The organism is Pseudomonas sp. RA_105y_Pfl2_P56 (assembly GCF_963970845.1).
Lineage (GTDB): Bacteria > Pseudomonadota > Gammaproteobacteria > Pseudomonadales > Pseudomonadaceae > Aquipseudomonas > Aquipseudomonas baetica_A.
The window spans coordinates 1-25,049 of sequence record NZ_CAXAPL010000060.1 but is presented as its reverse complement, the minus strand read 5'-3'; the positions used below and the strand labels follow the sequence as shown (position 1 = coordinate 25,049).

At 59.3% G+C, this 25,049-nt stretch carries 26 protein-coding genes; 17 read left to right on the top strand and 9 right to left on the bottom strand.

What is annotated here, in order from left to right; all coding sequences use genetic code 11:
- Window positions 1-1,261 (bottom strand): retention module-containing protein (locus tag AACY11_RS26615; RefSeq protein WP_339496095.1); only part of this gene is annotated, 1,261 nt, incomplete at its 3' end.
- Window positions 1,262-1,794: 533 nt separating this feature from the next.
- On the opposite strand from AACY11_RS26615, the gene AACY11_RS26610 reads away from it, so the two are divergent.
- The 3 genes from AACY11_RS26610 to AACY11_RS26600 are packed head-to-tail and all read left to right on the top strand — an operon-like array spanning window position 1,795 to window position 6,718.
- Window positions 1,795-3,153, top strand: coding sequence for a TolC family outer membrane protein (locus AACY11_RS26610; protein WP_339430771.1), 1,359 nt, complete (start codon window positions 1,795-1,797; stop codon window positions 3,151-3,153).
- 33 nt (window positions 3,154-3,186) lie between these two features.
- Entirely contained in the window at window positions 3,187-5,346 is a 2,160-nt protein-coding gene (locus AACY11_RS26605) for a type I secretion system permease/ATPase (RefSeq protein WP_339430772.1), read from the top strand.
- A 10-nt stretch (window positions 5,347-5,356) separates the two neighbouring features.
- Complete coding sequence (locus AACY11_RS26600) at window positions 5,357-6,718, top strand: HlyD family type I secretion periplasmic adaptor subunit (RefSeq protein WP_339496093.1); 1,362 nt, start codon at window positions 5,357-5,359, stop codon at window positions 6,716-6,718.
- Between the two features lie 121 nt (window positions 6,719-6,839).
- Here the strand turns inward: AACY11_RS26600 and AACY11_RS26595 are convergent, their stop codons facing one another.
- Together AACY11_RS26595 and AACY11_RS26590 are read right to left on the bottom strand one after the other, a co-directional pair.
- Entirely contained in the window at window positions 6,840-7,436 is a 597-nt protein-coding gene (locus AACY11_RS26595) for a tRNA-uridine aminocarboxypropyltransferase (RefSeq protein WP_339496091.1), read from the bottom strand.
- Window positions 7,437-7,454: 18 nt separating this feature from the next.
- The gene (locus tag AACY11_RS26590; protein ID WP_090282283.1) at window positions 7,455-8,348 is read right to left on the bottom strand and encodes a LysR family transcriptional regulator; all 894 of its coding nucleotides are present in this window, start codon (window positions 8,346-8,348) and stop codon (window positions 7,455-7,457) included.
- A gap of 314 nt (window positions 8,349-8,662) precedes the next feature.
- On the opposite strand from AACY11_RS26590, the gene speB reads away from it, so the two are divergent.
- From speB to AACY11_RS26560, 6 genes are all read left to right on the top strand, one after another.
- Window positions 8,663-9,613: an agmatinase gene (gene speB / locus AACY11_RS26585; RefSeq protein ID WP_339430775.1), complete on the top strand. Its 951-nt coding sequence runs from the start codon at window positions 8,663-8,665 to the stop codon at window positions 9,611-9,613.
- Between the two features lie 10 nt (window positions 9,614-9,623).
- Window positions 9,624-10,046, top strand: coding sequence for a YybH family protein (locus AACY11_RS26580; RefSeq protein ID WP_339496089.1), 423 nt, complete (start codon window positions 9,624-9,626; stop codon window positions 10,044-10,046).
- A gap of 54 nt (window positions 10,047-10,100) precedes the next feature.
- Window positions 10,101-11,612, top strand: coding sequence for a purine-cytosine permease family protein (locus AACY11_RS26575; RefSeq protein ID WP_339430777.1), 1,512 nt, complete (start codon window positions 10,101-10,103; stop codon window positions 11,610-11,612).
- A 93-nt stretch (window positions 11,613-11,705) separates the two neighbouring features.
- Window positions 11,706-13,085, top strand: a complete 1,380-nt coding sequence (locus tag AACY11_RS26570) for a sodium:solute symporter (RefSeq protein ID WP_339430778.1) — start codon at window positions 11,706-11,708, stop codon at window positions 13,083-13,085.
- An 86-nt stretch (window positions 13,086-13,171) separates the two neighbouring features.
- On the top strand, window positions 13,172-13,897 hold the full coding sequence (locus AACY11_RS26565) for an MBL fold metallo-hydrolase (protein WP_339430779.1): 726 nt from the start codon (window positions 13,172-13,174) through the stop codon (window positions 13,895-13,897).
- A 43-nt stretch (window positions 13,898-13,940) separates the two neighbouring features.
- Window positions 13,941-14,189 (top strand): acyl carrier protein, encoded by a 249-nt coding sequence (locus AACY11_RS26560; protein WP_339496087.1) that lies wholly within the window; start codon window positions 13,941-13,943, stop codon window positions 14,187-14,189.
- Window positions 14,190-14,278: 89 nt separating this feature from the next.
- On the opposite strand, the gene AACY11_RS26555 is transcribed toward AACY11_RS26560, so the two are convergent.
- Window positions 14,279-14,407 carry a PA1414 family protein gene (locus AACY11_RS26555; RefSeq protein ID WP_003184145.1) on the bottom strand — a complete coding sequence of 43 codons (129 nt, stop codon included), beginning with the start codon at window positions 14,405-14,407 and terminating at the stop codon, window positions 14,279-14,281.
- A 142-nt stretch (window positions 14,408-14,549) separates the two neighbouring features.
- A complete protein-coding gene (gene ptrR / locus AACY11_RS26550) occupies window positions 14,550-15,443 on the bottom strand; it encodes a putrescine utilization regulator PtrR (protein WP_339430781.1) in 894 nt (297 codons plus the stop codon).
- A gap of 104 nt (window positions 15,444-15,547) precedes the next feature.
- On the opposite strand from ptrR, the gene AACY11_RS26545 reads away from it, so the two are divergent.
- A complete protein-coding gene (locus tag AACY11_RS26545) occupies window positions 15,548-16,729 on the top strand; it encodes an MFS transporter (RefSeq protein ID WP_339496084.1) in 1,182 nt (393 codons plus the stop codon).
- On the opposite strand, the gene AACY11_RS26540 is transcribed toward AACY11_RS26545, so the two are convergent.
- The 3 genes from AACY11_RS26540 to AACY11_RS26530 all read right to left on the bottom strand — a co-directional run bounded on the left by AACY11_RS26540 (window position 16,677) and on the right by AACY11_RS26530 (window position 19,142).
- Window positions 16,677-17,606, bottom strand: coding sequence for a DMT family transporter (locus AACY11_RS26540; protein WP_221733691.1), 930 nt, complete (start codon window positions 17,604-17,606; stop codon window positions 16,677-16,679). The genes AACY11_RS26545 and AACY11_RS26540 overlap by 53 nt on opposite strands.
- Before the next feature lie 249 nt (window positions 17,607-17,855).
- Window positions 17,856-18,260: a DUF2177 family protein gene (locus AACY11_RS26535; RefSeq protein ID WP_339496083.1), complete on the bottom strand. Its 405-nt coding sequence runs from the start codon at window positions 18,258-18,260 to the stop codon at window positions 17,856-17,858.
- Between the two features lie 45 nt (window positions 18,261-18,305).
- Complete coding sequence (locus AACY11_RS26530; RefSeq protein WP_339496082.1) at window positions 18,306-19,142, bottom strand: CvfB family protein; 837 nt, start codon at window positions 19,140-19,142, stop codon at window positions 18,306-18,308.
- 340 nt (window positions 19,143-19,482) lie between these two features.
- On the opposite strand from AACY11_RS26530, the gene AACY11_RS26525 reads away from it, so the two are divergent.
- The 3 genes from AACY11_RS26525 (at window position 19,483) to AACY11_RS26515 (ending at window position 21,543) form a co-directional block, all read left to right on the top strand.
- On the top strand, window positions 19,483-19,671 hold the full coding sequence (locus AACY11_RS26525; protein WP_016985943.1) for a hypothetical protein: 189 nt from the start codon (window positions 19,483-19,485) through the stop codon (window positions 19,669-19,671).
- A 209-nt stretch (window positions 19,672-19,880) separates the two neighbouring features.
- A complete protein-coding gene (locus AACY11_RS26520; RefSeq protein ID WP_339430784.1) occupies window positions 19,881-20,597 on the top strand; it encodes a TorF family putative porin in 717 nt (238 codons plus the stop codon).
- Between the two features lie 76 nt (window positions 20,598-20,673).
- Window positions 20,674-21,543, top strand: coding sequence for a DUF6279 family lipoprotein (locus AACY11_RS26515; protein WP_339430785.1), 870 nt, complete (start codon window positions 20,674-20,676; stop codon window positions 21,541-21,543).
- Between the two features lie 52 nt (window positions 21,544-21,595).
- On the opposite strand, the gene AACY11_RS26510 is transcribed toward AACY11_RS26515, so the two are convergent.
- Entirely contained in the window at window positions 21,596-21,988 is a 393-nt protein-coding gene (locus AACY11_RS26510) for a transcriptional regulator (protein WP_339430786.1), read from the bottom strand.
- Window positions 21,989-22,164: 176 nt separating this feature from the next.
- Here AACY11_RS26510 and AACY11_RS26505 point away from each other — a divergent pair, with 176 nt between their 5' ends.
- From AACY11_RS26505 to AACY11_RS26490, 4 genes are all read left to right on the top strand, one after another.
- Window positions 22,165-22,905, top strand: a complete 741-nt coding sequence (locus tag AACY11_RS26505) for a DUF899 domain-containing protein (protein ID WP_339496080.1) — start codon at window positions 22,165-22,167, stop codon at window positions 22,903-22,905.
- Between the two features lie 268 nt (window positions 22,906-23,173).
- Entirely contained in the window at window positions 23,174-23,449 is a 276-nt protein-coding gene (locus AACY11_RS26500; RefSeq protein WP_339464101.1) for a hypothetical protein, read from the top strand.
- Window positions 23,450-23,712: 263 nt separating this feature from the next.
- Window positions 23,713-24,297 (top strand): papain-like cysteine protease family protein, encoded by a 585-nt coding sequence (locus AACY11_RS26495; protein WP_339496079.1) that lies wholly within the window; start codon window positions 23,713-23,715, stop codon window positions 24,295-24,297.
- 12 nt (window positions 24,298-24,309) lie between these two features.
- Entirely contained in the window at window positions 24,310-24,909 is a 600-nt protein-coding gene (locus AACY11_RS26490; protein ID WP_339496078.1) for a hypothetical protein, read from the top strand.
- The last annotated feature ends 140 nt before the right edge of the window (window positions 24,910-25,049 follow it).

Here is a 25,049-nt window from a genome sequence, read left to right as displayed (position 1 = left end):
TGCTGGTGTCACCGTCCGAATCGGTGATGGTGTAGGCGAAGGTTTCGGTGCCGTTGCCGCCGCCGTGCAGCGCTTTGAAATCCGCATCGCTGGTGTTCAGCGTGTAGGTGTAAGTGCCGTTGGCGTTCAATACCAACGTGCCGTAGGTGCCGGTGAATGTACCGGCCGTCACCGGCCCGGTGGGTACACGGTCGGCGCCTTGCACGTCGTTGGTCAGGACGTTGCCGGTCAGCGTGAGCAAGGTTTCCGAGGCGGTCGACGCGTTGCTGTCATCGAACGCTTTGGGCACGTCGTCGATGATGTTGATGTCCAGCGTACCGGTCGCGGTATCGCCATTGCTGTCGCCGGCGATCACGGTGAACTGTTCGCTGAGACTATTGGCGCCGCCACCCGTCGCATGGGTGTCGTTGCCATTGAGGGTGTAGCTGTAACTGACCACGCCGGTCGCCGCGTTGTAACCGGTGATGGTCAGGGTGTTGCCCAGTTGCGTGGTGACCGATTGCGGGAAACCGACGGCCACCCCACCGCTGATCACGTTGATGCCGCCGATGCTCAGACTGTTCAAACCGTCCGGTGCCGTTACCGTGAAGCTTGCGTTTTGGGTCAGCGCGCCAGCATTGGCCGCCGAGCCGTCTGGCAGATTCGCTTCGTTGAGTGTCAGTTCGCCCCCGGGCACGGCAAGGCCGGTGAGGGTCACGAGGTTGTTGACGGGCGGCACGACAGGCGCGGGGGTGCCATCGCCGTTATCGATCACAGCGTTGTGGCGCTCTTCGGGAAATTCGGGAATGCCATTGAACCCGGCAGTGGGGAAACCGATGATCGGATCAACCCGCCCGCCGACTTCCGTCAGCAAGACAAAACTGTGCCCGCCGCCCACTGCACCACCGGTATCGCCCGGGGCGTTGGGGCCAGCGGCGGTGGCTTCAGCGGTTTTGGTCGGGTCGTCACCGGCGGCGATGGCTTTCTGAATCTGCTCGACGTCAGTCAGTTGCGCTTCGCTCGGGGTCACAGCCTCCGGCGCGTTCACATGGGCGGCCTGATCGGCGAGCAATTGGCCGGTCATGGTCAGGCTGCTGTCGCGGCCCAGGGTCAAATCCTGGCCATTTTGCAGATGAACGGCGACGGCGCCTTCGGCCCCGGTGATCAGTTGATCGCCAGCAAACAAACGGTCGCCCTCGACCAAGGCGCGACGAGTGCCGTCAGTACCTTGCGCGAAAACCTGACCAATGACTTTAGTGACGATACCAATGAGCGTTGCCATGTGAATTCCTCCGCTGCCGACCACCGTCGGCACTGGTTCGCGAAGCAGCCCATGGCTCAATCGGGTTGTCGGGGCGACGCTCGCACCCTCGACAGTTCGTTTGGCCGGTGACGCCTCAAGGGGAAACTTCAGTGCTATCAAGCACTTGCAAACCCCGATTGAAGCAGCACACCGACTAACGCTACGTAACGGTGGTGAATCACCCAGGTGACAAAAATCTGTCACCCCTCAACCGCTACGCGTCCCTCCCCTTCAGCAGTACTTCGCCGTATGTCGCAAAGTGAATGGAACTTTCCTCAAGCCTTTTCGCGCTCCCTAAAGCACATAAAACAAAGGCTTTCGACCTGAACAATGTGCCGGTTTTTACAAAGCGCATAAGTTTTTTTCGGCATAAGCCTTATGAAAATTTTTTCTTAGCTACGCTTCAGGATGTTCTTAGCTCTGTTGTTACAAGAGTGAAACGCCTACAGCTAAAAATACCGCCAAATTTTTGGCGACAGTAACACACCATCAGGAATCAGGGAGATGCACCCATGCGCGTTCTAACCCCCCTCTGCAGCGCGGTTTTGCTGGCCATGGCTTGCACTTCTCAAGCTCAGGCCATGAACCTCACCGAGGCGATTCAAAGCACCATCGCCACGCACCCGGAACTGGCTTCACGCGTGGACGCACGCCTGGCTGCAGATGAACAAATCAAAGTCGCCAAGGGCGGTTTCTACCCGTCCGTCGATTTGAACGCATCCTACGGGCGCGGCTACAGCGACAACACCACGACCCGGTCGCTGGGTAACCACCACACCTCGATCCTCAACTACACACAGTCCGAATTGCGGCTGCGGCAGATGCTCTTCGACGGTTTCAACACCGCCAACGAGGTTGAACGCACCAAAGGCGTGTCCAACTCGCGCGCTTACTACGCGCAAGGCACCGCTCAGGATCTGGCCCTGCGCACCATCGAGGTTTACCTCGAAGTGCTCAAGCGCCGCGAACTGGTGACCCTGGCCCGCAACAACCTGCAGGCGCACTTGCGTGTAAACGACCAGATTGGCCTGCGTACCGAGCGCGGTGTCGGTAGCACCGCCGACTCCGACCAGTCGGGTGCCCGTAAGGCACTGGCGCAAAACAACCTCGATACCGCTGAAGTCGATCTGGCCGATGCCGAATCGAATTTCTACAGCGTGGTCGGGCGCATGCCCGACGAGCTGGAAGCGCCGGCATCGACCCGTGGCGAGTTGCCCGCCACCCTGCCGGAAGCCCAGCAGAGCATGGTCGAGAACAACCCGTATCTGAAATCCGCACAGGCCGATGTGCAGTCGGCCGAGAGCCAGTACGAAGTGGCCAAATCGCCGTTCTACCCTCGCTTCGACGCGGAAGCGGCAGTGGGCGCGAACAACAACGTGCAGGGTGACCAGGGCCACGACAACGAATGGCGCGTGGGCGTGGTGATGAACTACAACCTGTTCCGCGGCGGCAGCGACAAGGCACGACTGGCCTCCGATGCACACCAGATCAATCAGGCCATGGACATCCGCAACAACGCCCTGCGCCAGCTCAACGAGAACATTCACCTGGCCTGGAACGCCATGGTCAACGCCAAGAAACAAACCCCGACCGCCCGCGAATACGCCGAAACCACCAAACGCGTGCGCGCCGCGTATCAGGACCAGTTCGGCCTCGGCCAACGCACCCTGCTCGACTTGCTCGACAGTGAAAACGAGCTCTACAACGCCAACCGCCGCTACACCGAAATCCGTTACACCGAGGAATACTCGATGTACCGCGTGCTGGCGAACATGGGTCAGTTGCTGAGCAAGCAACGGGTGGTGCTGCCTGCCGACGCGATCGCTGCGACCGAGGTGAAAAACGAAGCGCGCTTGCCTGAACTGAAGTAAGTCCAATGAAGCGGTAACAGGGGAACGATCAATATGACCAGCATGGAACCCGGCCATTGCGGAGTCGATCCGCGGCTGAGCTTCGATGATCCGTTACTCGACGGTCTGTTGATCCTCTGCAAACTCCATGGCGCGACGGTCAGTCGCGCCAGCCTGAGTGCCGGTCTGCCGCTGAACAAACAACGCCTGAGCCTTGATCTGCTGCCCCGCGCCGCCGCCCGTGCCGGGTTACAGGCACGGTTGTTGCGGCGAGACCTGAACGACATTTCGCCGCTGAACCTGCCGCTTCTATTGCTGCTCAACGACGGTCGCACCGCCGTGTTGCGGCGTTTCGGCGACGACGGCAAAGCGCTGATCCTGCCCAGTGAAGCCGATGGCGGCGAGCAATGGGTCAGTCGCGAAGAGCTCAGCGAGCACTACAGCGGCCAGGCCTTGTTCGCTCGACCTCGGCATGAACTCGAAGACCTGCGCTCACCGCTGGTGCCACGGGTACATGCATGGTTTCGCGACACCCTGAAGCTGTCGAAATGGCTGTACAGCGATGCAATTCTCGCCAGTTTCCTGATCAACCTTTTAGGCCTGATGGTGCCGCTGTTCGTCATGCAGACCTACGACCGCGTGGTGCCCAATCAGGCCACCTCGACCCTGTGGGTGTTGTCGATCGGTCTGCTGATCGGCACCGGTTTCGAACTGGTATTACGGGTGGTGCGCGCGCACCTGCTCGACACCGCCGGCAAGAAAACCGACGTGATCCTTTCCGCGACGTTATTCGAGCGCATCACCGGCATGTCGATGAAGGCACGACCGGCGACCATCGGCGGTTTCGCCCAGAGCATTCATGACTTCCAGGGCCTGCGCGAATTTCTTACGGCGGTAACCCTGACCAGCCTGATCGACCTGCCCTTCGTGGTGTTGATGCTGGTGGTCATCGGCCTGCTGGGCGGCTGGCTGGTGATGATCCCGCTGCTGGCCTTCCCGATCACCATCGTCTTCGCGATGATCATTCAGGTGCGTCTGCGCGACACGGTGCAAAAAAGCCTGAGCCTGGGCGCTGAGCGTCAGGCGCTGCTGATCGAAACCCTCGGTGGCCTGGAAACCCTCAAGGCCTGCAGCGCCGAAAGCGAGCGCCAGCACAAATGGGAAAGCACCCACGGCGCCCTCACCCGCCTCGACAGCCACGCGCGCAACCTCTCGGCGCTGGCGACCAACGGCACGCTGTTCATTCAACAGTTTTCGGGGATGGCGACGATTGTCGCCGGGGTCTACAGCATCATCGCCGGCAACCTCAGTGTCGGGGCGCTGGTGGCAACCTACATGCTCGGCAGCCGCGTGCTCGCCCCCCTGGGGCAGATTGCCGGGCTGATCACTCGCTACCAGCAAGCGCAACTGACCATGAAAAGCACCGACGCGCTGATGTCGTTGCCACAGGAACGCGACGGCAAACAGCGACCGCTGGAGCGTACGCAACTGCAAGGCGCACTGGACGTCAGCGGTGTGACGTTTCACTACAACGGCCAGAATGCGCCGGCCCTGAGCAACGTCACTTTCAGCCTGAAGCCCGGAGAACGGGTCGGTATCATTGGCCGTAGCGGCTCAGGCAAAAGTACCCTGGCGCGGCTGGTGATGGGGTTCTACGAACCGGAGGAAGGCCAGTTGCTGCTCGACGGCCTTGACCTGCGGCAACTGGATGTCGCCGACCTGCGCCAGCAGATCGGTTACGTCGCCCATGACCTGCCGCTGCTGGCGGGCAGCCTGCGCGACAACCTGACCCTCGGCGCGCGCTACGTCAGCGATTCACGGATGCTTGAAGTGGCCGAACTGACCGGTGTCACCGAACTCGCCCGGCAGCATCCACAAGGCTTCGACCGCCCCGTCGGCGAGCGCGGGCAATTGCTGTCCGGCGGTCAACGCCAGGCCGTATTACTCGCTCGGGCATTGCTGCTCGACCCGCCCATCATGCTGCTCGACGAACCGACCAGCGCCATGGACAACAGCAGTGAGGACCTTCTGCGTCAGAAACTGCACAACTGGGTACAAGGCAAAACCCTGCTGCTGGTCACCCACCGCACCTCGATGCTGAGCCTGGTGGACCGGTTGCTGGTACTGGACAACGGCCGGATCGTCGCCGACGGTCCGAAAGAAGCGGTCATCGATGCGCTGCGCAAGGGCCGTGTCGGCTCGGCGGCGGTCTAGGAGTTGCCCCATGTCTGCTTCTTCAGATAGCAAATCACGCGGCTACTTCGACAGTTTCAGCAAAAGTGCCGAAGCCGATTTCATGCCGGAAACCGCCGGCGCCTCGTTGCAGGATTCGCCGCGCTGGTCGCGGATTACCGTGTGGCTGGCGGCGGGGTTGCTGATCAGCGCGCTGGTCTGGGCCAAGTTCGCGGTGCTGGAAGAAGTGACCATGGGCGAAGGCAAGGCGATTCCGTCGAGCAAGGTTCAGGTGATTCAGAACCTTGAGGGCGGCATCGTCACCGAGATTTTCGTCCGTGAAGGCCAGATGGTGAACAAGGGCGACACCCTGTTGCGTCTGGATGACACGCGCTTTTTATCGAACAAGGGCGAGAGCGAAGTCGACCGATATGCATTGACCGCACAGGTCGAACGGCTGGCGGCAGAATCGGAAGGTCGGCCGTTCAAACTCTCCGAAGAGGTCATCGCCAAGGCCCCGCAAGTGGCTGAAGACGAGCGCTCACTGTACGAACAACGCCAGCGGCGACTGGCCAGCGAACAGCGCACCTTGACCGAACAGTTACGGCAAAAGACTCAGGAACTGGCGGAGTTCCGCTCCAAGCAAGGCCAATTCAGTTCAAGCCTGTCATTACTGCAACAAGAGATGAACATGTCCGAGCCACTGGTCAAGGCCGGCGCGGTATCGCCGGTGGAGATCCTGCGGCTCAAGCGCAGCGCGGTGGAAATCCGTGGCTCGCTGAATGCGACGACACTGGCGATTCCCCGTGCGGAATCGGCGATTGCCGAGATCCGCAGCAAGATCGACGAATCGGAACAGACCTTCCGCTCGGAAGCCGCCAAAGAGCTGAATGAAAAACGCACCGACCTGTCGAAAATCACTGCAACCAGCATCGCCATCGACGACCGCGTCAGCCGCACCACCGTGACCTCACCGGTACACGGGGTGATCAAGCAATTGAAGGTCAACACCATCGGCGGCGTGGTCCAGCCGGGCAGCGACATGTTGGAAATCGTGCCGCTGGAAGACAACCTGCTGATCGAGGCCAAGGTGCGTCCGCAAGACGTCGCGTTCCTCCATCCGGGTCAGAAAGCCATGGTCAAGTTCAGCGCTTATGACTACACGATCTACGGTGGGCTCAGCGCCAAGCTTGAGCTGATCGGCGCCGATACCATCACTGATGACAAGGGCAACAGCTTCTACCTGATTCAGGTGCGTACCGATAAAAACCATTTGGGCGGGGATGTGAAACCCCTGCTGATCATCCCGGGGATGGTGGCGACGGTGGACATCATTACCGGGGAGAAAAGTGTGCTGGATTACCTGCTCAAACCAGTGCTCAAGGCCCGGACCGAGGCGATGCGCGAACGCTAGTGATTCCTGATTTTGTGATGATTGATCTGGCGCTTTCGCGAGCAAGCCCGCTCCCACATTTTGGAATGCGTTCCCCCTGTGGGAGCGGGCTTGCTCGCGAAAAGGCCGGCATTATCAACACCTATCTTTCGCCATGGTTCTTCTGAAAGGTCTCCTCCCCCATCGCCGCAATCTGCCCCTCGATCAACGCTTCAAACGGCTTGAGCAATGGCTCAAACGAGGCCGGTGCTTCCAGCGTGTGCAATGCCTGCACAATCGCCTCAACCGTCGACAACGCCCCCGGCCCTGGAGCCTTGCGCAACCGATAGCGCGACACCCCGCCCTCTGCCAGCGTCACCCGTGGCAACGCCGCCAACAATGGATTGAGATGGAGCATTTTGCGCGCCTTGCGCCAGGTGCCATCGGGCACGACCAGCAACAGCGGTTGATCAGACTCACCATAGGCCTGCATCACCTGCGCATCGTCCGCCGGAAACAACAACCGCGCCTGATAGCCCGGTTGATTCAACAGCGTCGGTAAATCCTCGAACGCCTCACCCACGATCAGCTCGGCGTTGGTCAAACCCAGCGCCGCCAAGCGCGCAGTATTGAGCGCATGATTGACCTCGCTGGGATGCTGCAACACCAACACTCGGGTGCGGCTATCGAGACGCGGAATCAGCGCGCACAGGCAATGGGTTTGTGGGCGCAGGCAGCGCGGGCATTGGGGTCTGGACATACTTCTTTTTCCTTCGAGCTACGCCTGATTGAGCTGGGCTTTGAGCAAATCGCGGAACGTCTGAATCAACGGCTCGCGGCTTCGGCCACGGCGCATGATCATCGAAAACGGCGCCTGATAACCGAAAGTCGCTGGCAGCAACACGCGCAAATCACCCTTGTCGGCCCAGGCCTGAGCGTAGTGTTCCGGCAGATACCCGATGTAGGCGCCGGACAGCACCAGAATCAGCTGCGCTTCCATACTTTCCACGGTGGCGGCGCTGTGTTTGAAGCCGTGACGTGCCAGTTCCGCCTGGCTCCAGTAGCCGCGACCGACCATGCGTTGCTGAGTGATGACTTGCTCGGGAATGCGCCGTTCGTTGAACAACGGGTGGCGACTGCTGCAATACAGCCAGTGCTGCTCGCGGTACAGCGGCATGTAGACCAGACCGCTCATGCGTGTGGAGAACGCGCCGATCGCCAGATCGAGGCGGTTGTCCTGTACGCCGAGTTGCAGTTCGTAGGGGCTCATCACCGACAGGTGCAAATGCACTGCCGGGTGTTCCTGACTGTAGGCGCCGATGGCTTCGGCGAAGGGCAAGGCCTTGTCGCTGACCGTGGAATCGATCACGCCGAGGTTGAGTGTGCCGCGCAACTCGCCCTTGAGCGCAGCGGCGTATTGCTCGAAACCTTCAAGTTCGCCGAGCAGGCGCAGGGTTTCCTGATGGAACAGCTCACCCTTGCTGGTCAGGCTGAAGCCGCCACGGCCGCGATGGCACAGCACCAGACCGAGCGCGGCTTCGAGCTGGCTCATGTAGGTGCTGATCGCCGAGGTCGACAGGTTGAGTTCCTGCTGCGCGTTGGCGAAACCCTGATGACGCACCACGCTGACGAAGATGCGCAACAGTTTCAGGTCGGGTAAAGCGTTGGCCATGTCTACTCCAGGTTTGTGTCGACACACCGTAAATGTGGGAGCGGGCTTGCTCGCGAAAGCGCCGGGCCAGCCGACATCCACGTTGCCTGACACACCGTATTCGCGAGCAAGCCCGCTCCCACTGAGGCGCCATGTTCACCCCGGTGAACGACAACGAGTCTATCTTCAGCCTCGCCGTTAGTTTAGAAAAATCTGAACTAAGTATTTGCCCGTAGCGATTCTTCCCCACCCCTGCATTTCGCAGAATCGGCCCACAGCGGTGCCCGCCAGCCGGCGCGCCGACATAAATAAAACAAGACGATGAGGCCCTACCCGTGGACAAAATTCTTCACCAACCACTGGGCGGCAACGAAATGCCGCGCTTCGGCGGCATCGCCACCATGCTCCGACTCCCCCATGTACCGAGCGCTGCCGGCCTGGACGCTGCCTTCGTTGGCGTGCCGCTGGACATCGGCACTTCGCTGCGCCCCGGCACCCGCTTCGGGCCACGTGAAATCCGCACCGAATCGGTGATGATCCGCCCTTACAACATGGCCACCGGCGCCGCGCCGTTCGACTCGCTGTCGGTGGCCGACATCGGTGACGTGGCGATCAACACCTTCAACCTGCTCGACGCCGTGCGCATCATCGAAGAAGCCTACGACAACATCCTCGAGCACAACGTCATCCCGATGACCCTGGGTGGCGACCACACCATCACCCTGCCGATCCTGCGTGCCATCCACAAGAAACACGGCAAGGTCGGTCTGGTACACATCGACGCCCACGCTGACGTCAACGATCACATGTTCGGCGAGAAAATCGCCCACGGCACCACCTTCCGTCGCGCCGTCGAAGAAGGTCTTCTGGACTGCGATCGTGTGGTGCAGATTGGTTTGCGCGCGCAGGGGTACACCGCTGACGACTTCAACTGGAGCCGTGATCAGGGTTTCCGCGTGGTGCAGGCCGAAGAGTGCTGGCACAAGTCGCTGGCACCGCTGATGGCCGAAGTGCGGGAGAAAGTCGGCGGCGGTCCGGTGTACCTGAGCTTTGACATCGACGGCATCGACCCGGCCTGGGCGCCTGGCACCGGCACCCCGGAAATCGGCGGTCTGACGACCATTCAGGCGATTGAAATCGTTCGCGGCTGCCAAGGCCTCGACCTGATCGGTTGCGATCTGGTAGAAGTTTCGCCCGCTTACGACACCACCGGTAACACCTCGCTGCTGGCCGCCAACCTGCTGTACGAAATGCTCTGCGTACTGCCTGGCGTAGTTCACCGCTGAGGGTCGGGTCATGAGCGAACGTGATCAGGTATTGAAAGCGGCCGCCGAGCTGGTGTGCGCCTTCGCCCGTAACGATCGCGAGGCTTACTTCGGCGCGTTCAGCGCTGATGCGAGTTTCGTGTTCTACACCCTCGAACAGCCGCTGCTGTCGCGCGACGCCTATCAGGCGTTATGGGACAACTGGCGCGCCGAGGATGGCTTTGAAGTGCTCTCGTGCACGTCGAGCAACGCCTTCGTCAGCCTGCAAGGTGACGTGGCGATTTTCATCCATGACGTGGCCACCGAGCTGCGCATGCAAGGGGAGCAACACTTCAGCCAGGAGCGCGAGACGATTGTTTTCAAGAAACAAGCGTCGAGCCTAGAACAACAAGGCCTTTGGCTGGCCTGTCATGAACATTTATCCGCAATGCCGGAAGGGCTGCCATCCCCTTAGCCAAACAGGTGACGCTCACGCACGATGCGCGCGCCTTTATGATCGGAGCAGATCATGAATAACAACAACAACGACCAAAGCCTTACGCAAATTGAAACCCACGGGGTCGAACAGATCCCGGACAACGAACGCACCGCAGGCCCGACGGATTTGTTCCGGATGATCTTCGGTGGTTCCAACACCTTTGCCACCGCCGTGCTCGGCAGCTTCCCGGTGCTGTTCGGCCTGTCGTTTCAGGCTGGCGTCTGGGCGATTGTCTCGGGCGTGCTGCTGGGCTCGCTGATCCTCGCACCGATGGGCCTGTTCGGCCCGCTCAATGGCACCAACAATGCCGTGTCGTCCGGTGCGCATTTCGGCGTGCACGGGCGGATCGTCGGCTCGTTTCTGTCGCTGTTGACCGCCATCGCATTCTTCTCGCTCTCGGTGTGGAGTTCGGGCGATGCGCTGATCGGCGGTGCGAAACGCTTGATAGGCTTGCCGGAAACCGACCTGACCCTGGGTTTGGCCTACGGCCTGTTCGCGATCCTGGTACTGACCGTGTGCATCTATGGCTTCCGCTTTTTGCTGTGGGTGAACAAGATCGCGGTATGGAGCGCCAGCCTGCTGTTTCTGCTGGGCGCGGTCGCTTTCGCCGCTCCTTTCGACGCGCAATACGCCGGCACGGTCAGTCTCGGTCAGCCCGGTTTCTGGGCCGCGTTCATCGGCGCCGCACTGGTGGCCATGAGCAACCCGATTTCCTTCGGCGCGTTCCTCGGCGACTGGTCGCGCTACATCCCGCGTGACACCTCCAAGCAGCGGATCATGGCCGCCGTCGTGCTGTCGCAGATCGCCACGTTCATCCCGTTCCTGTTCGGCCTGGCCACCGCGACCATCGTCGCGATCAAGGCGCCGGACTACATCGCGGCGAACAACTATGTGGGCGGTCTGCTGGCGGTGTCGCCGAGCTGGTTCTTCCTGCCGGTGTGCCTGATTGCGGTGATCGGCGGCATGTCCACCGGCACCACATCGCTGTATGGCACCGGGCTGGACATGTCCAGCGTGTTCCCTCGCGTACTGTCGCGGGTCAAGGCGACGTTGCTGATCGGCGTGCTGTCGATTGCCTTCATCTTCATCGGGCGCTTTGCGGCGAACCTGGTGCAGAGCGTGTCGACATTCGCCGTGCTGATCATCACCTGCACTACGCCGTGGATGGTGATCATGATCATCGGCCTGCTGGTGCGTCGTGGCTTCTACTGCCCGGACGACCTGCAAGTGTTCACGCGCGGCGAACAGGGCGGACGCTACTGGTTCAGTCACGGCTGGAACTGGCGTGGCCTGGGCGCCTGGATCCCGAGTGCGGCGGTCGGCCTGTGCTTCGTCAACCTGCCGGGGCAGTTCGTCGGCCCGCTGGGTGAAATGGCCGGCGGCATCGACATCAGCCTGCCCGTCACCCTCGGCCTGGCTTCGGTGGTGTACCTGACGCTACTGCGCCTGTTCCCGGAACCGCGCGACGTGTTCGGCCCGCAGGATGCCCGAAACCAGGGCGCAAACGCGCCGGCTAAAGCGTCGTTGCGCCAGGCCGCCTGAAGAAACACATAACCCCTGTGGGCGCGGGCCCGCTCCCACAAGGGCAAATCGATTCGAGCCTCACATAAAAAAGACAATCGGAGACACGCCATCATGGCTTTGGATTTAATCGTCGTACTCATCTACGCCGCCGCGATGCTGATTCTGGGCTATTACGGCATGCGCAAAGCCAAGACCCACGAAGACTATCTGGTCGCCGGTCGTAACCTGGGCCCGAGCCTGTACATGGGCACCATGGCCGCAACTGTACTGGGTGGCGCGTCCACCGTCGGCACCGTGCGTTTGGGTTATGTGCACGGTATTTCCGGGTTCTGGCTGTGCGCAGCACTGGGTTGCGGCATCGTTGCGCTGAACCTGTTCCTCGCCAAGCCACTGCTGAAACTGAAAGTGTTTACCGTCACCCAGGTGCTGGAAAAACGCTACAACCCGATGGCTCGTACCGCCAGCGCCACCATCATGCTGGCCTACGCCTTGATGATCGGCGTGACCTCGATCCTGGCGATCGGCACCGTGTTGCAAGTGCTGTTCGGCCTGCCGTTCTGGATGTCTGTGCTGCTGGGTGGCGGCATCGTCGTGATCTATTCGACCATCGGCGGTATGTGGTCGCTGACCCTGACCGACATCGTCCAGTTCGCCATCCAGACCGTCGGCCTGATGTTCCTGCTGCTGCCGATCTGCCTGTACCGCGTCGGTGGCTGGGATCAACTGGTGGCGCAATTGCCGGCCGCCAGCTTCAGCTTCACCAGCATCGGCTGGGACACGATCATTACCTACTTCATGATCTACTTCTTCGGCATCCTGATCGGTCAGGACATCTGGCAGCGTGTGTTCACCGCCAAAAGCGAGAAAGTCGCGAAGTACGCCGGCACTTCGGCCGGCATCTACTGCATCATCTACGGCCTGGTCTGCGCCCTGATCGGCATGGCTGCACACGTCCTGATCCCGGATCTGGACAACGTCAACAACGCCTTCGCCGCCATCGTCAAAGTCTCGCTGCCGGACGGCATCCGGGGTCTGGTGATCGCTGCTGCACTGGCCGCGATGATGTCCACCGCCAGCGCCGGCCTGCTCGCCGCATCCACCACGCTGACGGAAGACCTGCTGCCAAAACTGCGCGGCGGTAAACAATCCAGCGTGGCCGTCAGCCGCCTGTTTACCCTGTTGACCGGCGTTGCGGTGCTGGGCATCGCACTGGTGGTCAATGACGTCATCAGTGCCCTGACCCTGGCCTACAACCTTCTGGTCGGCGGCATGCTGATTCCATTGATGGGGGCGATTTTCTGGAAACGCGCGACCACCGCAGGCGCGATCAGTGCGATGACCCTGGGTTTCGCCACCTCCTTGATCTTCATGTTCAAGGACGGGATGGACGCCAACTCGCCGATCTATTACAGCCTGGGTATCAGCCTGGCAAGTTTCGTGCTGGTCAGCCTGTTCTCGCGCCGCCCTGCGATGGTGGCGAGTGCGCTATAAGCTTTGATGTAACCACTTGATGCTTTCTTCGACGGGTGTGGCGTCGGTTGCCACACCCGTTTTTTTTCGTTTTAAGGAATGTACTGATGAAGATTGTTTCTCGCGATCAGTGGTTCGAAGTGCAAACCCTGAGTGACGGCATCCGCCTGATTCACGAGCCGTACATCCGCCCGTTCTACCGCTGCAACCTGTGGCACGTTCAGGGCCGCGACAAGGATTTGTTGCTCGACAGTGGTTCAGGGCTGGTCAGCCTGCGCGAGCAACTGCCATGGCTGACCGAGCGGCCACTGGTGGCCGTGGCCAGCCATTGCCATTTCGACCACATTGCAGGCCATCACGAGTTTGCCGAGCGGCTGGTGCACCCTGCCGAGGCCGACATCCTTGCCGCGCCGGATGGTGAAAACGATTTGAGCCGAGCTTTCGTCGGCGATGACATGTTCGAAGCACACCCGGATTGTCCGCTGTGCTACGCCGAATATAGGGTCAAAGCGGCACCGGCGACCGGGTTTGTCGAAGACGGGGATGTGCTGGATCTGGGCAACCGCACGTTGCAGGTGCTGCACACGCCGGGGCATTCGCCGGGCGGGATCAGCCTGTTTGAAGCGGCGACACAAACACTGTTCAGTGGCGACATCATCTACGACGGGCCGCTGATCGAAGACGCCTACCATTCGAATCTGGACGATTACGCCGCCAGTCTGCGACGTTTGCAGGCGTTACCGATCCGTACCGTGCATGGTGGACACTTCGGCAGTTTTTCCGGTGAGCATTTGCGCTTGATGATTGACGAATGGTTGCGCCGACATCAGTGAGGCCTGCTGTAATCAAGCAAAACAATGACTAGAACTGTTTGCCATGAGAAGAGCTGCCGTGCGTGCCGCTGGGCATCGGTTCATTCGCCGACTGCTGGAAAACCGCGAATTCGATGATCACACCCGTCTGGTGCAATTGGGACTGGAGAAAGCGGATATCGAGGATCTGATTTTTCATCTGGAGGATGAATTCGGACTGACGGCATTCACCGCCGAAGAAGATCAACTGCTCAAGACTGCGAAGACCGCGAATGACTTGAGCCGGTTTTTACTGATGATTGCGCGGCACTGAATGCAAAAGATCGCAGCCTTCGGCAGGTCCCACACCGCTCTGTGTGGGACCTGCCGAAGGCTGCGATCTCTCGATCAATTAATGAGGCATTACCGCCGACGCGGCTGACGCCGACGCTGTTCGTCGTCTGTGCGAATCGGTACCGGTTGCAGAGGCGGTTCGATCAAGCCGAGGGCAACACCCAAATCGTGCAGCCAATTCTGAATTTTCTCTTTCATCGTAATGCCCCCTTCAGGGTGGTGCCGAGCGACCGGAATTCTGAGGCCGCCTCGCACTGATAATAGTCCGAAGTCCTGCGCAATGCTCGGCCTAATCCGCAATGATCTGTTACTGAATAGAACAGAATCCGTTGCCATCGGTTCAAGCCGTTTCACGGGTTTCAACCAGAGCCGCAGGATAGACGGCCTGCTGCACTTCAATCCACGCATTGAGGTTGGCGCCCAGCATGCCCTTGCGCCACATGAGCCACGTTGTCGCACGCTCGAACGGTTCGGCCAGCGGATGCACCGCGACGCTCTCGCGCCCCGGCAAACTGGCCAGCATCGACTCCGACATCAGCGCCACACCGCTGCCGGCAATCACGCAGGCGAGCATGCCCTGATAGGACTCGATCTCCATCGCCCGTCCCATCGCCGCATGCGAGTGAGAGAACCATGCCTCCAGACGCATGCGATAGGAGCAGCCCTGGCGAAAGGTGAACACCGAGCGCCCTTCTACATCCTGCGCACTGTAAACCGGCGGATGATCAGCTTCGGTGATCAGCACCAGCCGCTCCTCGCACAGCGGCACGCCGTCGAGCCCGGCCAGTTCGAGCGGGCCGTCCACCAGCGCGGCATCCAGACGTCCGGTAAGCAGGCCTTCGAGCAGTTCACCGCTCGGCGCCGACTGCACTTGCAGGTTCACCGCCGGGTATTGCTTGTGATAACGCGCCAGCAACGCCGGCAGATGGATCGCCGCCGTGCTGTACATGGTGCCGAGCACAAAGTCCCCGGCCGGTTGTCCGCCCATCACCGCCGCGCGGGCCTGATCCCTTAGGGCAAAGAGTTTGCCGGTGTAGTCCAGCAGGACTTTTCCCGCAGGCGACAGTTGCAAACGCTGACGCTCACGAACGAACAATTCGACACCCATTTGCTCCTCGAGCTGTTTAAGCCGAGTCGACAGGTTCGATGGCACGCGATGCAGCCGTTCGGCCGCGCGAGTGATCGAACCTTCCTCGGCAACCGCCTGAAAGATCCGCAGTTGGCTGAACTCCACAACCTTTCTCCAGAACAGAACAAGTTAATCACTATTATTCAATTTTAAAGAAAGTCAATCAGTCCTAGCCTGACGGTCGTTACTCTTTCAATGGAATCCAGACCATGTCGCCGCTGATTCGCTTATCCGCTTGTTTCGTTGCCCTGATGCTGGCCATGGGCATCGGGCGTTTCGCCCTCACTCCACAAATGCCGCACCTGCTCAGCGAGGGACAGATCGACCTGACTGCCGCCGGTCTGATTGCGGCGGCCAACTACCTCGGATACTTGCTCGGTGCCGTGGACGCGATGTTTGCCCACCGTCCGCAACAGGTTCAGCGCCGACTGCACGGCGGTCTGTGGTTGTGCGTGCTGCTGACACTGGCCTCGTTCTGGGCTGACGGCTTCTGGTCGCATCTGGTTTTGCGCTTTGGCACCGGCGTGGCGAGTGCCTGGGTCTTGGTGATGATCACCTCGCTGAGTCAGCCGCTGGCGGCGGCGGCCGGTCGTCCACGGCTTGGGGCCTTGGTATTTGCCGGACCGGGTCTGGGGATTTTTCTGACAGGGTTGCTGGCGCTGGTCTCACATCTGCTGAACCAGACGTCCGCGACGTTGTGGCTGATTTATGCCGCAGCCGCGTTGGTAATGATGTTGGGGGTGTGGCGCCTGCTGCCGCAACCAACCGCCGCCAAGACCATTGCGGCAACCTCCGTCAGTCCGTCGAGTCGTGGCATTGGTCGGTTGGCGGTGATTTACGCACTCTACGGCCTCGGCTACATCATCCCGGCCACGTTCCTGTCGCAGATGGCCACCGCGCAGTTTCACGGGCAATGGCAGGCAGATTTGCTCTGGCCGTGCTTCGGCCTGGGCGCGACCATCGGGGTGCTGCTGGTGAGTCTGCGCCGTCACGATCCTCGGACCACGCGTCACTGGTTGATGGCGACGTTGTGGCTGCAAGCGGCCGGTGTTTTTGCCTGCCTGTCGGGCAGCGGTTGGGGCCTGGCACTGGGCGTCATCCTGTGCGGCACGCCGTTCCTGGCCTGCATGCAGCTAGTCATGCAACGCTCGCGGGAACTGGCGCCCCACACCATCCAGCGCAACGCCGGCATGCTCACCGCTTGCTTCGCCGTCGGCCAACTCAGCGGCCCGTTATTGGCCGCGTTGAGCAGCCATTTCAGCGGTGGCTTGCAGCCGGCGCTGGTCATCGCCGGATGCGGTTTGTTGATTGCCGGCGGACTGGCGATGCAATCGACTACTACTGGCCGAGCGCTTTGCGCAAACGCCGACGCAACCACTGCTCAGCGCTGACGAAAGTGATGCCGAGCAACACCAGTACCGCGCCGATGACGAAGTTCAGGCTCAGTCGCTCGCCGAGCAGCAACACACCGAAGGTGACCCCGAACAGCGGCGTCATGAATGAGAACACCGCCAGATTCGCCGCCAGATAACGGCGCAACAGCCAGAACCACACCAGATAACTGAAGAACGACACCACCAGCCCCTGGAACAGCACACTGGCCACCGCCACGGAGGTCAGGCTGACATGGGTGATCTGGCCGCTGAACAACGCGATCAACAACAGGCCGATGAAGCCGACGATCAACTGATAGAACAGGGTCAGTGTCACCGGAGCATCCGACAGGCGTGAGGCGCGCACCACCACGGTGGTCGCGCCCCAACAGGCGCCGGCCAACACACCGAAGGCATCGCCCAGCAACATGCGACGGTCGATGTTATCCCACGACACACCGCCGGCGAAGGCCAGCGCAATGCCGATGAATGCCAACACAATCCCCAGCCACTGCAAGGGCCGCAGACGCTCACTGGCCAACAGAAAATGCACGCCCAGCGCGGTGAAGATCGGCGCGGTGTAGAGGAACACCGACATGTGCGCAGCGGTGGTCAGTTGCAAACCTTCGCTGATAAAGAAGAACTCCAGGCCGAACAGTGCACCGGCCAGCAAACCGCCGCGCCAGGTGCTGCCGACCTGATCCCAGCCACCCTTCCAGCAGATGAGCAAGCCTACCAGCAACGCGGAAATCCCTGACCGCCCGGCTGCCTGCATCACCGGCGCGATATCCGGTGCGGCCCACTTGATCATCACTTGCTGCACGCCCCAGATCAGACACAGGCCGATCATCACCTGCAAGGCAAAACGGTCGGCATTGCGCCGCTCGGCACTCACCGCAACACCTCGAACACACACAACATGGCAGCCATCCAATGGTCAAAAACAGTGCCGAGGATTATCAGTCAGCCAGACAGAAAAAACCGTCCGGAAAAGACATTTAATTCTTCCATTGCGTCAGCAGTGAATGGCTGGTGAAGACAGTGCCTCCCACAGATGTTTGTGTCGAACGCAGGACTCGTGAACGACATCAATCACGGTGGGAGCCGGGCTTGCCCGCGAAGAGGCCCGTTCAGACAATAAAGATCAATGATGCGAAGCGCATAACCTGCGAGCCACCGAAAACCCGACAGTACACGCCACAGCGGTGGCAAACGCCCCCCACATCCAATCCATCAACGTCACCTGCACCGACCATCCGCGCAATGTCGCCCAATTGGTCAGGTCATACGTGCCATACGCCACCAGCCCCAACAACGCGCCCATCTTCGCTGCCCGCTGCCAACTCGATGCCGGCAACACCACAAACACCACACACCCGAAAACGTACAGGCAATAAAAAACCGCTGCCGGAACCAGCAGCGGTTTTTCGAGCATCAGTGAACCGAGCAGTTCACGATAGGTCGGCGCCATCAACAGGCCGAGCCAGATGCCGTCGAGCAACAGAAACGTCACCAGCGTGGCGACATAGGCAATCAGCGCTTTTTTCATTCAACCGACCTCAAGTAAGCCCATGAAACATGGGCCACGCAAGGCTCAGGTTAGTTCAATGCGATCAGCATGAATGACGATCTTGCCTTCCTTGTACAGCGAACCGATAGCCTTCTTGAAGTTGCCTTTGCTGACGCCAAACAGGCTAGTGATCAACACCGGGTCGCTCTTGTCGCTGACCGGCAGTGTGCCGGCGTTCTCGCGCAACTTGGCGAGGATTTTCGAGTTCAGGCTGCTGGCCGCTTCCTGGCCAACCGGTTGCAGGCTCAGGCTGATCTTGCCGTCGGCGCGCACTTCTTTGATGAAGCCTTTCTCGATCATGCCGGCGCGCATGAACTTGAAGATTTCGTTCTTGTGGATCAAACCCCAGTGCTTGTTGTTGATGATCGCCTTGAAGCCCATATCGGTGGCTTCGGCGACCAGCAGATCAACTTCCTGGCCCTGTCTGTAGTTGGCAGGGGTCTTGTCGAGATAGCGATCCAGCCGCGCGGTGGCGGTGATACGACGGGTGTGTTTGTCGAGGTAGACGTGCACCACGCAATATTCGCCGGCCGTCATCTGACGCTTTTCTTCGGAATACGGCAGCAACAGATCCTTCGGCAGCCCCCAATCGAGGAACACACCGATGCTGTTGACTTCAACAACTTTCAGACTGGCAAATTCACCCACCTGAACTTTTGGTTTTTCTGTGGTAGCGAGAAGTTTGTCTTCGCTGTCCAGATAAACAAAAACGTTGAGCCAGTCTTCATCTTCGCTGGGAATATCTTTCGGGATATAACGATTAGGCAAAAGAATTTCGCCGTCAGCACCGCCGTCCAGATATAAACCGAAGTTAGTGTGTTTAACCACTTGCAAACTGTTGTAACGCCCGACTAAAGCCATTTCCAGAACCCTCATTGCGTGGGCGGCATTCTACCCGTTTTGCCGTGAACGATGGCCGGCAGATTCCCAGGTTTCAGTAAAATCTGCGCAAAGCCTTGATTTTCCTTGGGCTCGGCTGCGCGGGTTGCCGCTCGTCAGGCCGGTTTGGCGCATTACGGCAGCTCGCCACAGCCCGGCGGGATATAAATGATGTTATTTAAAACAGCAGGTTAGCCGATTATTCCGAGTATTGAATCGAGCGTAATGCCGTCACGGGGCGGGTTATTCCGGGGAATATTTAACAAGCTATTGTCAAGTTATTCCTGTACGATGCCTGGCCGAGTTACTTTTCTACAGGTTAATGGCCGCCATGCGTGTAAAAGCATCCACCAGCAAAGCAAAGCCAGCTCCAGCCGTTGAAACCAGCGAATCGATCAACGATCAGATCGCCGCGTTCCTCAAGTCTGGCGGCGAGATTCAGCAAATTGCCAAAGGCGTCAGCGGCCAGACGTTCGGCCCGTCCAAGCAGATCAGCCTGGGCAAGAAGTAACACCCGGTTTTACCCCCGTCCAGAGGCGCTTTGAGCTTCGAAGCGTCTGGACTGGCACCACGCAATACTCCCCCCGTTTAAAACAAACAAATACTCATGAATCGACGAACGGACATCAATGCCGATCATTCGCCGGTATCCTTGCACGCGTCTGGATCAAGCGTTTCAGCAGGCCCGCCGCCCTGCGCTCGCTGTTCATGGAGTGACGCATGCGCAAATCATCCTGTTTATTGCTCTCAAGCCTGATGGCTTGCACAGCTGTGCATGCGCAGGTTTTCCAGCGTGAACTTGGCGACTTCGACCTGAAACTCGACACCACACCCAGCCGCAGCATGGCCCAGGGCCTGGTCAAACCGGCGGTCGCTGGCTCGTTTCATGGCGGGCTCGACCTCAGCCACGACAGTGGCCTGTATTTCGGCCAGTACGCGCCGAGCATGGGCATCACGCCGGGCAAGAACCTCGAAATCGATTCCTATGTCGGTTTTAAACAACCTTTCGATCAAACCCTCGGCTATGAAATCGGGATGATCCACTACAGCTATCCCGAGGTAGACACACTCGACAGCCAGGAACTGTTCGGTGGCCTGACCCTGCTCGGCAGCCGTTTCGGCATCGCCCTGAGCCACGACCCGGACAAACAGAACAACACGTTGTTTGCCGATCTTGGCGGCAACCAACCGTTCGGCATCGGCGTCAGCATGAAATACACCACCCACCAGTTGAACACGCCCGTGGCCGTTGACGGCGGTTATGTCAGCAACTTTACCGATTGGTCGGTGAAGCTGTCCCGGCCGTTAATGGGCGTCGATCTCAACCTGATTTACAGCAACTCCAGCCTCAGCGGCAGCGATTGCTCGGCCTACTCCGGACACAACAGCCAGTGTGACGGCCTCGTCACATTCAAGGCCGAGCACGCATTCTATTGATCGGCTGAACTGCCGGGTTCATTGTGCGTTCACATAAGAATCAGACCCCAAGGCTGGCTATCGCAAGGATTCGCCCATGTCTCGCTGGTTCAAACATATCGCTACCCTCTTGATCTTCACCCTTGCCCTCGGCGCCTGCAGCCGCGTCGGCCTGGCTTATCGCAACCTCGACGTGATCATCCCGTGGACGCTCAGCGACTACCTGGACATGAACGGCGAGCAGAAAGGCTGGTTCAACGAACGCCTCAAAGAACACCTGAGCTGGCACTGCAGCACGCAATTGCCAGAGTATCTGGACTGGCTCGACCGCCTGCAAACGATGGTTGAAAACAATCAGGTGACCGACACAGCGCTGCAGACACGCACGGAAGAAGCCAAGCAGGCGATTGATCAAACCGCACGGGAAATCACTCCGTCAGCCATCGAGTTGCTGCAAGGCTTGGATGACAAACAGGTCGCGGAAATGAACGACGCATTTGCCAAGGATTTGCGTAAACGCCAGCGGGAATATTTGAACCCGCCGCTTGCCCAGCAGATCGCCGAACGCGGCGCACGCATGGTCAAACGCCTCAACGACTGGCTCGGGCCATTGAGCGTCACTCAAGAACAGCGGGTAATGGCGTGGTCGACCGCGCTGGGCGACCAGAACACCCAATGGATCGCCAACCGCGCACATTGGCAGCAGCAGTTCAGTAACGCCGTTGCCCAGCGTAAAAGTACCGAATTCCCACAGCGAATCGAGACACTTCTGGTCAACCGCGAGCGTTTATGGACAACGGATTACCAGAAGGCCTATGCGAACACCGAAGCGCAAGCGCGCTCGCTGGCGGTGGATCTGATGGCCGAGAGCACACCGCAGCAGCGTCAGCGGTTGCTCAAGAAAATCGAAGGGGTGCGTAAAGACTTCAATGACCTCAAATGCCTCAAGGCCACACAAAAACCTTGAATCAGACCACAAACCAATGTGGGAGCGAGCAAGCCCGCTCCCACAAAGGCTATCAGGCAATCTGCGCCTTGGAAGCCACTTCATCAAACGTCGCTTCATCCAGCGCATCTCCCTGCTCGTCCAGCACCTGCCGCGGATGATCATTTCCGGGAATGCTGCTGTCGATCAGGCTCAGCAGGCTTGATCCGCGTGGCGTCAGAATGAAATTGCTGCCGGTACTGCCCATATGATCCGGGCGCGGTTCGATAAATCCACGATCAAGCAACAAGCCTTCATATTCGCAGGCCACCGTTTTCAGGTGATCCAGATTCTCGATCGGCTCGCCTGCACTGGCTTTCTCGGCCGCATAGTCCTCGGCGTATTTTCGAGGGGCGAAACTTTCGCCAGCACTGTTCTGCACTTCATGCAGCAAGCGTTCAATCAAATCCCAGTTATAAGTCGTCATCCTGATTCAACCTCCGGTGCGCGTGATTTGGGGCGCTGTCATAGCTTGTGACCCGGACACACCGCAGCCGTTCAGCCGCATTTTCCGCGGCGACCGACCGGCGGTCTGTCGAATTGATCGAGGGTTAAACGACTAGTCTGACAAAGACGGTTTCAACCCCCGCAGGAGAAATCATCATGAACGTTGAGAATCATCCGGTGGTATCGCGCGAAGAATGGCTCGCTGCGCGCAAACAACATCTGGCCGAAGAAAAAGCCTTCACCCGCGAGCGCGACCGCTTGAGCGCCAAACGCCGCGCATTGCCTTGGATCAAAGTCGACAAGGACTACCGCTTCCACGGCCCGAACGGCGAGGTGAAACTGACTGACCTGTTTGGCAAACACAGCCAGTTGATCGTTTACCACTTCATGTTTGCCAAGGACTGGGAGGAAGGCTGTCAGGGGTGTTCGTTTCTGTCCGACCACATCGACGGTGCCAATCTGCATCTGGCGCATCACGATATTGCCGTGGTCGCGGTTTCCCACGCACCGTTCGAGCAGTTTCAGGCCTTCAAACAGCGCATGGGCTGGAGATTCGACTGGGTGTCGTCAGACGGTTGCGATTTCAACTATGACTTTGGCGTGTGTGCGCGCGCTGAAGATGTCGCTGCAGGAAAGGCTACGTATAACTACGAAAAGACTGACAGTGCCGAGGAAGAAATGCCCGGCCTGAGCGTGTTTTATCGTGATGCAAAAGGAGACATTTTCCACACCTACTCAACCTATGCCCGCGGTCTGGACATGCTGGTCGGTGCCTACAACTACCTCGACCTCACGCCCAAGGGCAGGAATGAGGACGAGATCATGGAGTGGGTGCGGCATCATGATCGGTATGAGTCGGCAATCAAGTCTGAATGCTGTCATGGGAAAGAAGGTTGAACAAAGTAGCCAAAGCGGGGGCCCATGGCCATCCGCTGTTTACTTAGAGAACGGGGCAGATTTGTTATCTGAATTGCTAATCGCTACGGCTCTGCAAGAGCGCCATTCTGATCATCGAAGATAGCAGCGATCTCAAAATAGTGACCATCCAACAGATAATTTCGACCCGATCAAGTCAATGGGTTCAGCACGTTTGTTGCGCTGAACTTTATCCCTGAAAAGCTCCTCAACCGGTTAACCCGCCTTAACCGGAACGAAGGCCTACCCCATGAAAACCCTGATCAAGCTCACCCTCGCCGCCACGCTCGCCTGCGCCCTGCCCGTCTGGGCTTGCACGCCGGAAGAAGCCACCGCCAAACGCGAACAACTGGCCAAGGAAGTTGCGAAGCTCACGCAGCAGAATCCGACCAAAGCCAAAGAAATGAACGACGAGCTACAGAAAATGGACCTGGGCACGGCCAGTGCGGATCTGCCAGACAAATGTCAGTTGATCGATCAGCGCTTGAAAGAGCTGGATTCGGCCGAGAAGAAAACCGAGGGTTAATCACCGCAGAATCAAAAGATCGCAGCCTTCGGCAGCGCCTACACCGCCCCCTGTAGTAGCTGCCGAAGGCTGCGATCTTTTGACTCTAAAAATGCACCAATGCATTTTTTACTTGCACAAACGCATACATGGACTAAGGTTACCTCGAGCAAGGAGATCGGCACCGTTCATCGCAGATGAAAACCTTTAACCACCGATCGCTCGGCAACACCGCTACAACCACACAAGCTGGACGCTTGTTTTCACTCATGGAGGATTGAAAAATGTTAACCAATGAAGCAACCCGATTCACCGGCGAGACCCTGCCAAGGTGCTTGATCGGCCATCTGCTCGACCCGCAACTGGTCGAGGTTGAGGCCGCTGAACACGCCAATGCCCTGGCTGCCAGCAGCCTCAATTTCAGCATGCAGAAACAAACCCAGACCAACTGGTGCTGGGCGGCCGTTTCCGCTTCGGTCGGCAACTATTACGGCACCGGGTCCTGGACCCAGTGCGGTGTGGCCAGTTCGGAACTGAATCGCAACTGCTGCAATCAGCCGGGGCCGTGCAACGTTTACGGCTATCTGGATTCCGCCCTGCGCACCACGCGCAGTTACAACGGCATGAATCAGGGTTCGCTGCAGATGTCGGCCATCCAGAACCAGATCAACATGGGCCGTCCGGTCGGCCTGCGCTGTGCCTGGTACGGCGGAGGTGCGCACTTCCTGACGATCTATGGCACCAACGGCAACTACGTGCTGGTCGCCGACTCGATCTATGGCTATTCGACCCGTGCGTTGAACGCTTTCCCCGGTTCGTATAACGGCGGCGGCAACTGGACCCACACTTACTTCACCGCCAAAAACTAGGAGGGCGACATCATGCAACTGACTTATCCAAAGGCGCCTTCCAACGGCGTTCAGACACTGCGTCCGGCGCTGCAAGCCGCACTGCAAAACCAAGGCTTCGGCGCCAATCGCCAGTTTGCCAATGCAGCACCTGCGAAAATCAGCCTCAGCGAAGCCTATCGCGGCTACTCATTGAGTCTGGATGACCTGAGCACCGGCAAAGGGCTGAAAGACGCCAAGGTGGGCGACTGGCATTACTTGGTGTTCGCCGATGGCGTGACGATTGCCGATGCGCAACTGGCCGATGTACGCGGTCACGTCGAGTTCGCCTCGTTGAACCACGGGACGCTCGCCGCCGCGACTGTCGGAGCGCTGAAACTGGCCGAACAGTCACCACAACTGCAGGGTAAAACCGTTGAGCTGCGGGTGTTGTTTGTTTCAGCGCTGCACGTTGTGGCGATCTGGCTGCACGCCGACGGTGAAGATGTGCTGATTCCAATCGATCCAACGCCCAAAGAACTGGCGGGCACCCGGTTGTACAGCGAGGCGGCGCTGCTCGCCCAGCTGAAGCCGGCCGCTGACACGGCAAAGCAACGTTTTGATGCCGACACCAGCGGGCAGCTCGGGAGCTGACAAATCCCGGCCGTAAAAATGTATGGTCAGCCCATCTCCTGCAACCTCATGGGCTGTTTTCGGTAAAGCTGGCTTGCGCTAATGTATCCGGGCTCATTGTGAGCGTTGCTGCAACAACGCTCGACCCTCGATGAGTAGCC

Excerpts from the sequence above, each read along its gene's own strand:
- AACY11_RS26610 (WP_339430771.1), top strand. The coding sequence starts at position 1,795 with ATGCGCGTTCTAACCCCCCTCTGCAGCGCGGTTTTGCTGGCCATGGCT.
- AACY11_RS26605 (WP_339430772.1), top strand. The coding sequence starts at position 3,187 with ATGACCAGCATGGAACCCGGCCATTGCGGAGTCGATCCGCGGCTGAGC.
- AACY11_RS26600 (WP_339496093.1), top strand. The coding sequence starts at position 5,357 with ATGTCTGCTTCTTCAGATAGCAAATCACGCGGCTACTTCGACAGTTTC.
- AACY11_RS26595 (WP_339496091.1), bottom strand. The coding sequence starts at position 7,436 with ATGTCCAGACCCCAATGCCCGCGCTGCCTGCGCCCACAAACCCATTGC.
- AACY11_RS26590 (WP_090282283.1), bottom strand. The coding sequence starts at position 8,348 with ATGGCCAACGCTTTACCCGACCTGAAACTGTTGCGCATCTTCGTCAGC.
- AACY11_RS26580 (WP_339496089.1), top strand. The coding sequence starts at position 9,624 with ATGAGCGAACGTGATCAGGTATTGAAAGCGGCCGCCGAGCTGGTGTGC.
- AACY11_RS26575 (WP_339430777.1), top strand. The coding sequence starts at position 10,101 with ATGAATAACAACAACAACGACCAAAGCCTTACGCAAATTGAAACCCAC.
- AACY11_RS26570 (WP_339430778.1), top strand. The coding sequence starts at position 11,706 with ATGGCTTTGGATTTAATCGTCGTACTCATCTACGCCGCCGCGATGCTG.
- AACY11_RS26565 (WP_339430779.1), top strand. The coding sequence starts at position 13,172 with ATGAAGATTGTTTCTCGCGATCAGTGGTTCGAAGTGCAAACCCTGAGT.
- AACY11_RS26560 (WP_339496087.1), top strand. The coding sequence starts at position 13,941 with ATGAGAAGAGCTGCCGTGCGTGCCGCTGGGCATCGGTTCATTCGCCGA.
- AACY11_RS26555 (WP_003184145.1), bottom strand. The coding sequence starts at position 14,407 with ATGAAAGAGAAAATTCAGAATTGGCTGCACGATTTGGGTGTTGCCCTC.
- AACY11_RS26545 (WP_339496084.1), top strand. The coding sequence starts at position 15,548 with ATGTCGCCGCTGATTCGCTTATCCGCTTGTTTCGTTGCCCTGATGCTG.
- AACY11_RS26535 (WP_339496083.1), bottom strand. The coding sequence starts at position 18,260 with ATGAAAAAAGCGCTGATTGCCTATGTCGCCACGCTGGTGACGTTTCTG.
- AACY11_RS26530 (WP_339496082.1), bottom strand. The coding sequence starts at position 19,142 with ATGGCTTTAGTCGGGCGTTACAACAGTTTGCAAGTGGTTAAACACACT.
- AACY11_RS26525 (WP_016985943.1), top strand. The coding sequence starts at position 19,483 with ATGGCCGCCATGCGTGTAAAAGCATCCACCAGCAAAGCAAAGCCAGCT.
- AACY11_RS26520 (WP_339430784.1), top strand. The coding sequence starts at position 19,881 with ATGCGCAAATCATCCTGTTTATTGCTCTCAAGCCTGATGGCTTGCACA.
- AACY11_RS26515 (WP_339430785.1), top strand. The coding sequence starts at position 20,674 with ATGTCTCGCTGGTTCAAACATATCGCTACCCTCTTGATCTTCACCCTT.
- AACY11_RS26510 (WP_339430786.1), bottom strand. The coding sequence starts at position 21,988 with ATGACGACTTATAACTGGGATTTGATTGAACGCTTGCTGCATGAAGTG.
- AACY11_RS26505 (WP_339496080.1), top strand. The coding sequence starts at position 22,165 with ATGAACGTTGAGAATCATCCGGTGGTATCGCGCGAAGAATGGCTCGCT.
- AACY11_RS26500 (WP_339464101.1), top strand. The coding sequence starts at position 23,174 with ATGAAAACCCTGATCAAGCTCACCCTCGCCGCCACGCTCGCCTGCGCC.
- AACY11_RS26495 (WP_339496079.1), top strand. The coding sequence starts at position 23,713 with ATGTTAACCAATGAAGCAACCCGATTCACCGGCGAGACCCTGCCAAGG.
- AACY11_RS26490 (WP_339496078.1), top strand. The coding sequence starts at position 24,310 with ATGCAACTGACTTATCCAAAGGCGCCTTCCAACGGCGTTCAGACACTG.